Origin of the sequence: Nocardioides sp. NPDC057772 (assembly GCF_042798075.1) — a bacterium.
Classification (GTDB): domain Bacteria; phylum Actinomycetota; class Actinomycetes; order Propionibacteriales; family Nocardioidaceae; genus Nocardioides.
Genome location: NZ_JBHVKN010000021.1, coordinates 1 through 13,076, shown reverse-complemented (window position 1 = coordinate 13,076; position 13,076 = coordinate 1). Strand labels below are relative to the sequence as shown.

Sequence of the window (13,076 nt, the reverse complement as noted above, 5' to 3'; positions counted from 1 at the left end):
TGAACGAAAGTTCGTTCACGGGTCTGGGGGTGGGTGAAAGTTCGTTCACGGGTCTGGGGGTGGATGAAAGTTCGTTCACGGGTCAGGGGTGGAGGAAGATTCGTTCACGCTCCCGCGGGAAAGGAAAGGTCGTTCGCTCTGGGGTCAGGGGCCCGGCCCGTCCCCTCGAGCTCGCGGTATCCCTCCTAGCCCAGCTCGGCTTGGGCGCCGACGCCGTTCTCCTCGGCCGCGGCCAGGATCACCGCCGCCGCGGCGGCATCCTGGACGCCGACGCTTACGGAGAAGTAGGTGACGACGTCGGCGGCACCGCGGTCGAGGCTGGCAGCGCCGGTCAGGAGAGCACCGAGGTCGGCGATCCGATCGGGGTCGACCGCCCCGGAACCGACTGCTTCGACGACCGGGCCGGAGTCGGTGAGCGCCGACGCGCGGTAGTCGACGACGACCGTGGAGCGGGCCAGCAGAGTCGGCGGTAGCTCGACGCGGTCGGGGGCGAAAGAGCCGACGCTGGCAACGATGGTGCCGTTGGTGACCCAGGCGTCCTCGATCACCGGGGTGAGGGACGAGGTGCAGAGGACGATGATGTCGGCGCTGCGTACGGAATGCTCGAGGTCCTCCTCCGCCACGGCACCGTGCGACCCAGCGACCTCGGCGGCGGCTAACGGGTTCCGGCCGAAGATCCGCAGCTCGGCGTCGGGGTGCGTCACCGTGAAGGCGTCGAGGTGGGCGCGGGCCTGGGCGCCGGTGCCGACGACGAGAACGGTCGCGGCGCAGGGCGCGAGCTGCTGCATGGCGAGGGTGGTTGCGGCGGAGGTGCGCAGGCCGGTGACGCTGTCGCCGTTGATGATCGCCCGTGGGACACCGGTCTCGGCATCGAGGACCGTGATGACCGAGTGGACGGCACCCAGGCCGCGGTCGGCGTTGGCCGGGTTGACGCTGCCGAACTTGCTCACCGCGGGGGCGTCGGGAGAGATCCGGGAGGAGTAGCAGAACGAGACCGATGACTCCGGCCCGGTGACGAGGAGCCGGGGAGGCTGGACGGCCTCCCCGGCTCCCAGTCGGGTGAACGCCTCACGCTGGGACTCCAGCGCGAGCTGTGGCGTGAAGATGCTGCGTACGTCGGTGGCGGAGAGGATCCTGACACTCACCCCGCCACCGTAGACCGTCAGACGGTGGCCTTCTCCGGGGTCTCCTCGAGCGCGATGTCCTTGGTCTCCTTGCCGATGAGCAGCGAGATCAGCGTGATCACCGCCATCACGGACAGGTAGACGCCGACCAGGACGGGCGAGCCGTCGGCCTCCTTCCACAGCGCGACCGCGATGAACGGTGCGACCGCGGCACCGAGGATGGAGGCGACGTTGTAGGAGACGCCGGATCCGGTGTAGCGGACACTGGTCGGGAACAGCTCGGGCAGCAGCGCGCCCATCGGGCCGAAGGTGAGGCCCATCAGGGAGAAGCCGAGGACGAGCCAGAGGAGCACGCCCGGCGTCCCGGCCTCGACCAGCGGGACCCAGGCCAGGCCGAAGACGATGATCCCGAGAGTGACCGCGATCAGCAGCCGGCGGCGGCCGAAGCGCTCGGCCAGCGGCCCGGAGACCATCGTGAAGATGCCGAAGAAGACCACGCCGAAGATCAGCATCAGCACGAAGGTCGTGTAGCCGTAGCCCAGGCCGGGCACGGGGAGGTCCTTGGCGGCGGTGCCGAACGACAGCGAGAAGGCGGTCATCAGGTAGAAGAGGACGTAGGTCGCCAGCATGAAGAAGGTGCCGAGGACCAGCTGCTTGCCCTGGTTGCGCACGACCGAGGCCAGCGGGACCTTGCGGACCAGGCCGGCGTCCTGGCTCTTGGTGAACACGTCGCTCTCGACCAGGCGCAGTCGGACCCACAGACCGACGATCACCATGACCGCGGAGAAGAGGAACGGCACCCGCCAGCCCCACGCCAGGAAAGCGTCGGAGGGCTTGGTCGGGTCGGCGCCCTCCGCGGAGAGCAGCGCCGCGATGGTCAGGAACAGGCCGTTGGAGAGGATGAAGCCCAGCGGCGCGCCGAGCTGCGGGAACGTACCGAAGATGGCGCGCTTGCCCTCCGGCGCGTTCTCGGTCGCGACCAGGGCCGCGCCGCTCCACTCGCCGCCGAGCGCGAAGCCCTGGGCCAGGCGCATCAGCACGAGCAGTGCGGTGGCGACCCAGCCGACGGTCTCGTACGTCGGGAGCGCACCGATCAGGAAGGTCGCGATGCCCATGGTGAGCAGCGAGATCACCAGGGTCGTCTTGCGGCCGAGGCGGTCACCGAGGTGACCGAAGAAGATCGCGCCCACCGGGCGGGCGACCATCGCGGCCCCGAAGACCGCGAAGCTCGCCAGGAGCGCGGTGGTCGGGTCGTCGGCCGGGAAGAAGAGGGCGGGGAAGACGAGGACAGCTGCGGTCGCGTACGCGTAGAAGTCGTAGAACTCGATCGTCGTGCCGACGAGACTTGCGACGAGCACGCGGGAGCGCGGGTTGGCCGGTGCGGGGGTGGCGGACATGGGTCTCTCTCCGAGGTCTGGATGTGCCCGCCGCTCGCGGGCCGTCCCATCATATGAGAGTCGAGTATCGCTCACTGAGACGGGTTCGGGTTGTGGTCGCCGACGGTGGGCGCTGGCCGGTGATGGCGCCGGGGTCTGTGACAATGAGCGGGTGAATGCGACTGCCTCGGATCTGGCGAATGAGCTGCGCAACCAGGGGATCAGCCGGGTCGACGACTCGCCGCTGGCCCGGGCGCTCTACTCCAGCGACGCGAGCCTCTACCGGGTCGTGCCCTCCGTCGTCGTGCGGCCGCAGTCCCGCGACGAGCTGCTCGCGGTGCACGCGGTGTCACGCTCGACCGGGGCTCCGGTGACGATGCGGGGTGCGGGCACCTCGATCGCCGGCAACGCCGTCGGGACCGGGATCGTCGTGGACACGCGGGACCTGAGGACGATCTACGAGATCGACCCGGAGGCGCGCACGGCTCGGATCGACCCGGGCGTCGTCCACGCCGACCTCCAGCGGGCGGCCGCTCCCCACGGGCTGCGCTTCGGGCCGGACCCGTCCACCCACACCCGCTGCACCGTCGGCGGGATGATCGGCAACAACGCCTGCGGCAACCGAGCGCTGGGCTATGGCCGCACCGTCGACAACATCGAGTCGCTCACCGTGCTCTTCGGCAACGGCGAGCAGGCGGTCTACGCCGACGGCGTCTCCTCCGGGGAGACCGCCGAGCGGCTCCAGGCGCTCGTCGGTGCCAACCTGGGACACGTGCGCACCGAGTTCGGTCGGTTCGGGCGCCAGGTCTCGGGCTACTCCCTCGAGCACCTGCTGCCGGAGAAGGGCGGCCGGGTCGACCGGTTCCTGGCCGGCTCCGAGGGCACCCTCGCGACCGTCCTGGAGACGACCGTACGGCTCGTCGAGGACTCGCCCGGTCGGCTGCTGCTCGTGCTCGGCTACCCGACGATGGCGGAGGCGGCCGACGCGGTACCCGCGCTGCTGCAGGTGGCGCCGGGGCGGCTGATCGCGTGCGAGGGGATGGACGCCCGGATCGCCGACCTGGTGCGCGCCAAGGGCCGCGCGGTGCCCGACCTGCCCAAGGGCGCCGGCTGGCTCATGGTCGAGGTTGCCGGCCAGGATGCTCCTGACCTGGTGAAACGCCTCGCTGCCGAGTCGGGGGCGCTCGAGTCACGGGTGGTCGTCGATCCCATCGAGGCGGCCGCGCTGTGGCGGATCCGCGAGGACGGCGCCGGACTGGCCGGGGTCTCGCTGCCGACGCCGGCCCACTCCGGCTGGGAGGACGCGGCGGTCCCGCCGGAGCATCTCGGTGCGTGGCTGCGCGACTTCGAGGGGATCCTGGCCGACTTCGGTCTGCACGGCTATCCCTACGGCCACTTCGGCGACGGCTGCATCCACTGCCGCATCGACTTCCCCTTCGCGCCGGACTCCCCGGAGTCGGCGCAGGTGTTCCGGGAGTTCATGACCGCGTGCGCCACCCGGCTGGTCACCTACGGCGGCTCGCTGTCGGGCGAGCACGGCGACGGCCGGGTGCGCTCGGAGCTGCTGCCGCTGATGTACGACAAGACCTCGATCGATCTCTTCGAGCAGGTCAAGGGCATCTGTGACCCGTCCGACCTGCTCAACCCCGGCAACATCGTGCGGCCGGCATCGATCACCGACGACCTACGTCCGGTGCGGCCCCGGGCCCTGCCTCGGACCGGGCTACGGCTCATCCATGACTCCGGTGACCTGGGCGCGGCCGTGCACCGCTGCACCGGTGTCGGCAAGTGCGTCGCCCCGAAGACCATCGGCGTGATGTGCCCCTCCTATCTCGCAACCCGTGAGGAGAAGGACGCGACCCGTGGGCGCGCGCGGGTGTTGCAGGAGGCGCTGGACGGATCCCTCGTCGACGGGCTCGGCGACCCTGCGGTGAGCGAGGCGCTCGACCTGTGCCTGGCCTGCAAGGGGTGTGCGTCCGACTGCCCCACGGGCATCGACATGGCGACGTACAAGTCGGAGGCGCTCTACCAGAAGCACGACGTCCTCGGGGAGCGGCGGCCACGCTCGCACGCCCTTCTCGGACAGCTGCCGAAGTGGGCCCGGCTCGCGGCGCCCTTCACCAAGATGGCCAACGCCTCGCTGAAGGTCGCGCCGTTGGCGAAGATCGCCAAGAAGACCGCCGGCATCGACCAGCGACGTTCGATCCCGGCGTTCGCGCCGAAGACGCTGAAGCGGTCGGCGCCGGTCGCCCGGCTCGGCACCGATGCGCCGGATGTCTGGATCTGGGCCGACTCCTTCACCGATCACTTCTTCGCGCAGTCCGGGCACGGTGCGATCCGCTGGCTCGAGTCGCAGGGCCTGACCGTCCGTGTGATCGGGGAGAAGGCGTGCTGCGGGCTCACCTGGATCACCACCGGCCAGCTCGACGACGCGCGCGCGATCATGGAGAAGACGGTTCGTACGCTGGCCCCCTATGTCTCCTCCGGCGTACCCGTCGTCGGGCTGGAGCCGTCGTGCACCGCGACGCTGCGGTCGGACTCGGTCGAGCTGTCGGCGCTGCCCGAGGCCGAGGTCGTACGTGACGGCATGCTCACCTTCGCCGAGCTGGTGACCCGCCTGGTCGGTGAGGGACGCGTGAACCTGCCCGACCTGAGCGGCGTCGAGGTCGTCGCGCAGCCGCACTGCCACCAGCACGCCGTGCTCGGGTGGGCGGCCGACGAGGCGCTGCTGAAGCAGGCTGGTGCGACCGTCACCAAGGTCTCCGGGTGCTGCGGTCTGGCCGGCAACTTCGGGGTCGAGGAAGGACACTACGAGGTGTCGGTGGCGGTCGCGGAGACCCATCTGCTGCCTGCGGTCCGGTCCCACCCTGACGCCGTCGTCCTGGCCGACGGGATGTCGTGCCGGGTCCAGCTCGATGACCTCGCCTCGGTGCCGACCATGCATCTCGCGGAGCTGTTCGCGTCGCGGGTCTGAGGTGTAACACGCTGTTCGTAGGACTACTCGCCCTATGGGAACGACCGGATAGTTCTACGAACGACGTGTTACACGGGCGGCTGCGGTCGGGGATGGGCGTCAGTGACCGGCCCGCGCCTAGACTGAAGCGGTGAACCCGCGTTACCGCCGAATGATCATTCCCGGCGCGCTGGTCGCCCTACTGCTGGTGGTTGTCATTGCCGGGGTGCTGAATTGAGCAGGGAGTCCGAACCGCTGCTGCGAGCGCTGAACCGGATGCGTTCGGTGATCCTCGATCCCGACCAGCTCGTCAAGGCGGTCGCGTCCGGCAAGCAGCGTGGCACCACGCCGAAGTGGCGTCGCGCAGAGCTCCGCTATGTCGACCTCAAGGCCGGTCGACACCTGCAGATCACGACGTACGACGCGACCCAGGCGTTCACCGCGAATCATCCCGTAGGAGATAGTTCATCTTTGGACGATCTTCTCGATGAACCGTTCGCCAACTGGAACGTCACGACCGCTACCGAGCAGACCCAGATCCAGGCGAAGACACCGACGACCGCGCTCGTGTCGACCACGGAGCTGGCTGCGCCGGTCGAGGTCGGACGTGGCCACGACCAGGCGAAGGAGCGGCTGCTGCCGGAGTCCGACCCGGTTTTCCGGGTGCTCGGTCTCTCCGACAAGGATGGCAAGCTGAAGCCGTCGCGCCAGGCGAAGTACCGCCAGGTCGAGGAGTTCCTGCGCCAGCTCGACGCGGCCCTGACCGACGCGATGAAGTCCGGGAAGGTCCGCCGGCCGACCGCCGAGGAGCCGCTGCGGATCATCGACCTGGGTGCCGGCAACGGCTACCTGACCTTCGCCGCCCAGCGCTACCTCACCGAGGTCCGCGAGCTGCCCGTCGTCGTCACCGGCGTCGACGTCAAGGAGCAGTCACGGGAGCACAACTCGAAGATCGCCGCCGAGCTCGCCAAGGAATTCGGATACAGCAAGGCCGAGTTCGTCGCCGGGACGATCGACGGTGTGCAGCTCGCCGAGAAGCCCGACGTGGTGCTCGCCCTGCACGCGTGCGACACCGCCACCGACGACGCCCTCGCCCGCGCGGTCGAGTGGGAGGCGCCGCTGGTGCTGGCCGCACCGTGCTGCCACCACGACATCGCCGCCCAGCTCCGCAAGGCCCCGACCCCGGCCCCCTACTCCATGCTCACCCGTCACGGCATCCTCCGGGAGCGCTTCGCCGACACCCTGACCGACGCCCTGCGCGCGAGCCTGCTGCGCCTGGCCGGCTATCGCGTCGAGGTGGTGCAGTTCGTGGAGAGCCAGCACACCCCGCGCAACACGATGCTCCGCGCGATCCGCACCGGCTCGCCGGTCAAGGGTGGCTCGGTGAAGAAGGAGTACGACGAGCTCGTGGCCGAGTGGGGCGTACGTCCGAAGCTCGGCGAGCTGCTCGCCGACCGATGAAGGCGGTCGTCGCCGCCGCGGGCGCGCTCGGACTGATGCTGATCACGTCTGTTCCCGCGCACGCCGCCGGCGACGACGTGCTCTTCGCGTTCTCCGACCCGACGATCAGCGAGGCGAGCGCGCTGACCCCGCTCGGCAAGGGTCTGTACGCCACGACCAACGACTCCGGCGACAGCGGCCGTGTCTTCACCGTCGACTCCTGCGGCGACACCGTCGGCGTGACCCACTGGGCCGCCGACCCCGTCGACGTCGAAGGGCTCGCCCCCGCTGGCGGCAACCACGTCTGGGTCGGCGACATCGGCGACAACAACAGCGTCTGGGACTCGATCAGGATCGCGAAGGTGCGGGTCGGGCGAGGTGAGCGCACGGTCTCGCCGACCGTCTACGAGCTCGTCTACCCCGACGGCGCGCACAACGCCGAGTCCCTGCTCGCCCACCCCGACGGGCGGGTCTTCGTCGCCACGAAGGACTGGGGCGGCGGGCGGCTCTACGCCGTGCCCGAGCGCCTCGACCCGGACCGCCCCAACCGGCTGAAGGAGGTCGCGCCCGTGATCCCGATGGCCACCGACGGTGCCTTCTTCCCGGACGGCAAGCACCTGGTCGTACGCGGCTACTACTCCGCCACGATCTACGACTGGCCCTCGATGGACCGAGTCGGCTCGTTCCGTACCCCCGATCAGGAGCAGGGCGAGGCCATCGGCGTCACCGCCAAGGGCGAGGTCGTCGTGACCAGTGAGGGCATCCGAGCCGAGGTGATCCGCGTCGACTCCGACCTGGTGAGCGACGTGCTCGGCGACGAGCGGTCTCCGACCGCTGATCCGACCCCGTCCGACGAGACCGAGCCGGCGGGTGGCGACGAAGCCGAGAACAAGGACAGCGGCAAGGACGGCGACTCGAACCCCGGCGGCTCGAACCCCGGCGGCTCGCTGGGGCCGGTCGCGCTCGTGGCGCTCGCCGTCGCTGCGTACTTCATCTTCCGCAAGAGATCCTGACGCCGAGTCGGCGCGTTTGTCCCGCTCAGGAGCGCCGAGTCGGCGCGTCTGTCTCAACGGCATCGGGACAGTTGCGCCGACTCGGGCACAGTTCTTGGGACAGTTGCGCCGAGTCGCGGGTCAGAGGCGGTCGACGACCCAGTCGATGCAGGCGGTGAGGGCCTCGATGTCGGCGGCGTCGACGGAGGGGTACATCGCGATCCGGAGCTGGTTGGTGCCGACGCCGCGGTAGGCGTCGAGGTCGACGACGCCGTTCTCGGCGAGGATGCGGCGCAGCTCGTCCTTGTCGATGCCGGCGTCGAGCTCGACGGTGCCGACGACCAGGGAGCGGTGGGCGGGATCCTCGACGAAGGGCCGGACGTACGGCGCCTTTTCGGCCCACGCGTAGAGCGCGTCGGAGGAGGCGGTGGTGCGGGCGACCATCGCGTCGAGACCGCCGGAGGAGTTCATCCAGTCGAGCTGCTCGGCCATCAGGAAGAGCGTCGCGATCGCCGGGGTGTTGACGGTCTGCGCGCTGCGGGACTGCTTGATCGCCTCGGTCAGCGAGAAGAACGACGGGATGTGCCGACCGCTCGCCGCGATCTCCTCGGCCCGCGCGATCGCGGCGGGGGAGAGCAGCGCCAGCCACAGCCCGCCGTCGGAGGCGAACGACTTCTGCGGCGCGAAGTAGTAGACGTCGCTCTGGGTCACGTCGAGCGGCAGCCCACCGGCGGCCGAGGTCGCGTCGACGATGGTGAGCTGGTCGGCACCGGACCCGGTGGGGCGCACGACCGGAGCCATCACACCCGTCGAGGTCTCGTTATGTGTCCAGGCGTAAACATCGACACCGTCCTCGTGCGACGGCACCGCCAGGCCACCGGGCTCGGCCGAGATCACCGACGGGTCGTCCAGCCACGGCGCCGCCGCGGCCGCGGAGACGAACTTCTTGCCGAACGCCCCGAAGACGGCGTGCTGACTGCGCTCGCGCACCAGGGCGTACGTCGCCAGGTCGAAGAACGCCACCGAGCCGCCGTTGCCCAGGACGACCTCGTAGCCCTCCGGCAGCGAGAACAGGTCGGCGAGGCCGGTCTGGACGCGACGTACGAGATCCTTCACCGGCTGCTGCCGGTGGGAGGTGCCCATCACCGAGACCCCGGTCGCGGCGAGCGCCTCCAGGCGCCCGGCGGGCAGCTTGGACGGCCCGGACCCGAAACGTCCGTCGGCGGGCAGGAGGTCGGCGGGGATCTGCAGCGTCATAAACCCATTCTCGCAAGACGCCGGCGTCGGCCAGAATACCGACGTGTCTGTTGAGATTCGCCGGGTCGCCTACGACCACCCGGACGCACAGAAGCTGGTCGACCGGGTCCAGGAGTTCTACGTCGAACGCTACGGCGAGCCCGACCACGACCCGACCCTGCCGGAGATGTTCGAGGGTCTCGCGGGCGCCTACTTCCTCGCCTATCTCGACGACGTCCCGGTGGCCTCCGGCGCCTGGCGCCGCTCCGGCGAGCCCGCGCTCGGGACCGTGGTGACCGCCGAGATCAAACGGATGTACGTCGTCCCCGAGGCCCAGGGCCAGGGGCTCGCCAAACGCATGCTCGCCCACGTCGAGGCTTCGGCCCGCGAGGCCGGCTTCGAGGCGATGGTCCTCACCACGGGCGGCCTCCAGCACGAGGCCATCGGGCTCTATGCCGCCAACGGCTACGTCGACGTCGAGCCGTTCGGCTACTACAAGGACGACGACCTCGTGGTCTGCATGGCCAAGCGCCTCCACGGCTGACCCCGACAACGCAGGAACCGGCCGGCAGAAGCCGGTCGGTTCCTCGGGTCAGCGGGCGGCTACTTCGCCCAGTCGGGGTTCCAGCCCTCGACCGCGTCGGCGGGGCGAGGGGCCGGGCCGGTGTAGATGGCCGAGGGCCGGATCAGCCGGCCGGTCTTCTTCTGCTCCAGGATGTGGGCGGACCAGCCACCCGTGCGAGCGCAGGTGAACATCGAGGTGAACATGTTGGCCGGGATCTCGGCGAAGTCGAGGACGATGGCGGCCCAGAACTCGACGTTGGTCTCCAGGACCCGGTCGGGGCGGCGAGCGCGGAGCTCTTCCAGAGCCGCCTTCTCCAGCGCCTCGGCCACCTCGTAGCGGGGCGCGTTCAGCTCGCGGGCGGTGCGGCGCAGCACGCGCGCACGGGGGTCCTCGGCACGGTAGACGCGGTGACCGAAGCCCATCAGCCGCTCGCCCGAGTCGAGGAGCCCCTTCACGTAGGAGGCCGCGTCGCCGGACTTCTCGACGTCCTCGATCATCCCCAGCACGCGGCTCGGCGCGCCACCGTGCAGCGGGCCGCTCATCGCGCCGATCGCGCCGGAGAAGGCGGCGGCCACGTCGGCGCCGGTGGAGGTGATCACGCGGGCGGTGAAGGTGGAGGCGTTCATGCCGTGCTCGGCCGCCGAGGACCAGTAGGCGTCGATGGCGTGGGCGTGGGCGGGGTCGGCCTCGCCGCGCCAGCGGATCAGGAACTTCTCGGCCAGGGTCTTGCCCTTGTCGACCTCGCGCTGCGGCACCACCGGCAGATGGATCGAGCGTGCCGACTGGCCGGCGTACGACAGGACCATGACGGCCACGCGGGCGAGGTCCTCACGGGCCTGCTCGTCGGAGATGTCGTAGGTCTGCCCGAACCCGAAGGCGGGCGCGAGCATCGGGATGGCGGCCTGGACGTCGACGCGTACGTCGCCGGTGTGCACCGGCAGGTTGTAGGCCTCGGCGGGCGGAAGGCCGGGTCCGTACGAGCCGTCGATCAGCAGACCCCAGACGTTCTCGAACGGGACTCGCCCGACGATGTCCTCGATGTCGACCCCGCGGTAGCGAAGGGCCGAACCCTCTTTGTCGGGCTCCGCGATCTCGGTCTCGAAGGCCACAACGCCCTCGAGACCGTGCTGTACCTGGCTCACTGCCTTCTCCGTTCTCTGTTGTCATGGGCATTGTGCCGCATCCTGGCTTCGACCCGGGCGTGGGGCGAGGTCGTGGTAGGGGTTCCGGCGCTAGTGTCGCCACCATGGACCTGGGGAAGCTCGTCGGTGGTCTCGACACCAAGGACATCGACAAGGTGATCAAGCTGATCACCGAGAACAAGGACGTGCTGGCGGCGCTCGAGCGGCTGCCCCAGCTGTTCGACTCCTTCGGCGAGGGACTCGAGGCGGCCGGCGGGCGCGCCCGCGAGGCCGGCGCCGTGCTCGTCGGGGACGGCACCGGTGGCGTCAAGGACGCACTGGGCGACGTCGCCACCTCGCTGGGTGGCATCTCGACGGCGATCTCCAAGGGCGTCGAGCGGCTCGCCGACGTCGCCGAGGGGCTCGGTCGGGTGCCGATGGCCGACGGTCCGGCCAAGTCGATCGCCAGCGCTGCTAAGGAGATCGGCGGTGCCGGCTCGGCGCTCGACGACCTCTCCGGCTCTCTCGAGACGATCGCAGACCTCCTGGCGAAGGTCGGCTCGGCGCTGGAGCAGCTGGGCGACAAGCTCGACGAGTCGGGCACCCAGGTGAAGGGCTTCATGGGCTGAGTCCGTATGGGCCGACGCCGGGACTGCACGAGGTCGTAGGTTGAGACCATGGATCTCTCAGCTGAGCTGGCGGCCGCGCGCGAGTCCTACACCCGCAGCGGCCTGACCGAGGACGACCTCGCGGCAGACCCGTTCGAACAGTTCGAGAGGTGGTACGCCGAGGCTCGTGACGCGGGCATCGTCGAGCCCAACGCGATGGTGGTCTCGACGGTCTCGCCCGACGGCGCGCCCTCGTCGCGGACGGTGCTGCTGAAGAGGTTCTCGACCGAGGGCTTCACCTTCTTCACCAACACCGCCTCCCGCAAGGGCTCCGAGCTCGCGCACAACCCGCGCTGCGCGGTGCTCTTCCCGTGGCACCCGCTGGAGCGGCAGGTACGCATCGACGGCGTCGCCCACGAGCTCTCCGCAGCCGACGTCGAGGCCTACTTCTCCCAGCGTCCGCGCGGCTCCCAGCTCGGCGCTCACGCCTCCCACCAGAGCCGGGTCGTCTCCGGGCGGGAGGAGCTGGAGGCGGCGTACGCGAAGGTCGAGGCGGAGTTCGAGGGCCGACCGGTCCCGGTGCCGGAGGAGTGGGGCGGCTACCGCGTCGAGCCGGAGACCGTGGAGTTCTGGCAGGGCCGGCCGGGGCGGATGCATGACCGGCTCGTCTACCGGCGCGAGGCCGATACCTGGCGCACCGAGAGGCTGGCTCCGTGACCGGGATGGAGAGGGTCACCCGGGCGCTGGGCGGGCGGATCGCCTACGGCGCCGACTACAACCCCGAGCAGTGGCCGGAGGAGACCTGGGACGAGGACGTACGCCTCATGCAGGAGGCCGGGGTCAACCTGGTCAGCGTGGGGATCTTCTCCTGGGCCCTGCTGGAGCCCGAGCCCGGGACGTACGACTTCGGCTGGCTCGACCGGGTGCTCGACAAGCTGCACGCCGGCGGGATCGCCGTGGACCTGGCGACCGCGACCGCGAGCCCGCCGCCGTGGTTCCTCGAGCGTCACCCGGAGGCCACGCTCGTCGACCAGGTCGGCAACCGACGCGCGTTCGGTGCGCGCCAGGCGTACTGCCCCTCCTCGACCGGCTACCGCGACGCCGCCACGGCCCTGATCACCGAGCTGGTCAAGCGCTACGACGAGCATCCGGCGGTGGTGATGTGGCACGTCAACAACGAGTACGGCTGCCACAACGACCACTGTTTCTGCGATGCCAGCGCGGCCGCCTTCCGGCGCTGGCTCGAGGATCGCTACGGCGCGATCGAAAGGCTCAACGAGGCGTGGGCGACGGCCTTCTGGAGCCAGCGCTACACCAGCTGGGAGCAGATCGGTCCGCCGCGACAGGTCTCCTACGGCAACTTCGCCAACCCGGGCCAGCAGCTCGACTGGTGGCGGTTCTGCTCCGACGAGATCCGCGAGATCTACCGGGTCGAGGCGGCGACGGTGCGGGCCTGTTCCGACAAGCCCCTGACCACCAACTTCATGGGCTTCCGCAAGTCGCTCGACTACCGCAGCTGGGTCGACGTCGGCGACCTCGTCTCCAACGACCACTACCTCATCGCCGAGGACGAGGACCGCACGCAGCAGCTCGCGATGACCGCCGACCTGACCCGGTCGTGGGCCCACGGCGAGCCGTGGCTGCTGATGGAGCACTCCACG

At 70.1% G+C, this 13,076-nt stretch carries 11 protein-coding genes; 7 read left to right on the top strand and 4 right to left on the bottom strand.

The window, feature by feature from the left end; genetic code table 11:
- Positions 1 to 185: 185 nt before the first annotated feature.
- Positions 186 to 1,145 (bottom strand): ornithine cyclodeaminase family protein, encoded by a 960-nt coding sequence (locus tag ACFVJS_RS06305; protein ID WP_378878059.1) that lies wholly within the window; start codon positions 1,143 to 1,145, stop codon positions 186 to 188.
- 17 nt (positions 1,146 to 1,162) lie between these two features.
- Complete coding sequence (locus ACFVJS_RS06300) at positions 1,163 to 2,521, bottom strand: MFS transporter (protein WP_378878058.1); 1,359 nt, start codon at positions 2,519 to 2,521, stop codon at positions 1,163 to 1,165.
- 151 nt (positions 2,522 to 2,672) lie between these two features.
- On the opposite strand from ACFVJS_RS06300, the gene ACFVJS_RS06295 reads away from it, so the two are divergent.
- From ACFVJS_RS06295 to ACFVJS_RS06285, 3 genes are all read left to right on the top strand, one after another.
- Positions 2,673 to 5,474 (top strand): FAD-binding and (Fe-S)-binding domain-containing protein, encoded by a 2,802-nt coding sequence (locus ACFVJS_RS06295; protein ID WP_378878057.1) that lies wholly within the window; start codon positions 2,673 to 2,675, stop codon positions 5,472 to 5,474.
- A gap of 213 nt (positions 5,475 to 5,687) precedes the next feature.
- On the top strand, positions 5,688 to 6,914 hold the full coding sequence (locus tag ACFVJS_RS06290) for a class I SAM-dependent methyltransferase (RefSeq protein ID WP_378878056.1): 1,227 nt from the start codon (positions 5,688 to 5,690) through the stop codon (positions 6,912 to 6,914).
- The gene (locus tag ACFVJS_RS06285) at positions 6,911 to 7,906 is read left to right on the top strand and encodes a hypothetical protein (RefSeq protein WP_378878055.1); all 996 of its coding nucleotides are present in this window, start codon (positions 6,911 to 6,913) and stop codon (positions 7,904 to 7,906) included. Before ACFVJS_RS06290 ends, ACFVJS_RS06285 begins: the two co-directional genes overlap by 4 nt.
- Positions 7,907 to 8,026: 120 nt before the next feature.
- Here ACFVJS_RS06285 and serC read toward each other — a convergent pair whose 3' ends face one another.
- A complete protein-coding gene (serC, locus tag ACFVJS_RS06280) occupies positions 8,027 to 9,142 on the bottom strand; it encodes a phosphoserine transaminase (protein ID WP_378878054.1) in 1,116 nt (371 codons plus the stop codon).
- 43 nt (positions 9,143 to 9,185) lie between these two features.
- On the opposite strand from serC, the gene ACFVJS_RS06275 reads away from it, so the two are divergent.
- Positions 9,186 to 9,665 carry a GNAT family N-acetyltransferase gene (locus tag ACFVJS_RS06275; protein ID WP_378878053.1) on the top strand — a complete coding sequence of 160 codons (480 nt, stop codon included), beginning with the start codon at positions 9,186 to 9,188 and terminating at the stop codon, positions 9,663 to 9,665.
- A 59-nt stretch (positions 9,666 to 9,724) separates the two neighbouring features.
- Here ACFVJS_RS06275 and ACFVJS_RS06270 read toward each other — a convergent pair whose 3' ends face one another.
- A complete protein-coding gene (locus tag ACFVJS_RS06270) occupies positions 9,725 to 10,828 on the bottom strand; it encodes a citrate synthase 2 (protein WP_008362820.1) in 1,104 nt (367 codons plus the stop codon).
- A 104-nt stretch (positions 10,829 to 10,932) separates the two neighbouring features.
- Between ACFVJS_RS06270 and ACFVJS_RS06265 the strand changes: the two genes are divergently transcribed.
- The 3 genes from ACFVJS_RS06265 to ACFVJS_RS06255 all read left to right on the top strand — a co-directional run.
- Positions 10,933 to 11,436 (top strand): hypothetical protein, encoded by a 504-nt coding sequence (locus tag ACFVJS_RS06265; RefSeq protein WP_378878052.1) that lies wholly within the window; start codon positions 10,933 to 10,935, stop codon positions 11,434 to 11,436.
- 48 nt (positions 11,437 to 11,484) lie between these two features.
- On the top strand, positions 11,485 to 12,132 hold the full coding sequence (gene pdxH, locus ACFVJS_RS06260) for a pyridoxamine 5'-phosphate oxidase (protein WP_378878051.1): 648 nt from the start codon (positions 11,485 to 11,487) through the stop codon (positions 12,130 to 12,132).
- 5 nt (positions 12,133 to 12,137) lie between these two features.
- Positions 12,138 to 13,076, top strand: a 939-nt coding sequence (locus ACFVJS_RS06255; RefSeq protein ID WP_378878087.1) for a beta-galactosidase, incomplete at its 3' end; no start/stop codon positions are given.

Bases quoted from the DNA above. Each gene is read 5' to 3' on its own strand.
- ACFVJS_RS06300 (WP_378878058.1), bottom strand. From the start codon at position 2,521: ATGTCCGCCACCCCCGCACCGGCCAACCCGCGCTCCCGCGTGCTCGTC.
- ACFVJS_RS06285 (WP_378878055.1), top strand. From the start codon at position 6,911: ATGAAGGCGGTCGTCGCCGCCGCGGGCGCGCTCGGACTGATGCTGATC.
- serC (WP_378878054.1), bottom strand. From the start codon at position 9,142: ATGACGCTGCAGATCCCCGCCGACCTCCTGCCCGCCGACGGACGTTTC.
- ACFVJS_RS06265 (WP_378878052.1), top strand. From the start codon at position 10,933: ATGGACCTGGGGAAGCTCGTCGGTGGTCTCGACACCAAGGACATCGAC.
- pdxH (WP_378878051.1), top strand. From the start codon at position 11,485: ATGGATCTCTCAGCTGAGCTGGCGGCCGCGCGCGAGTCCTACACCCGC.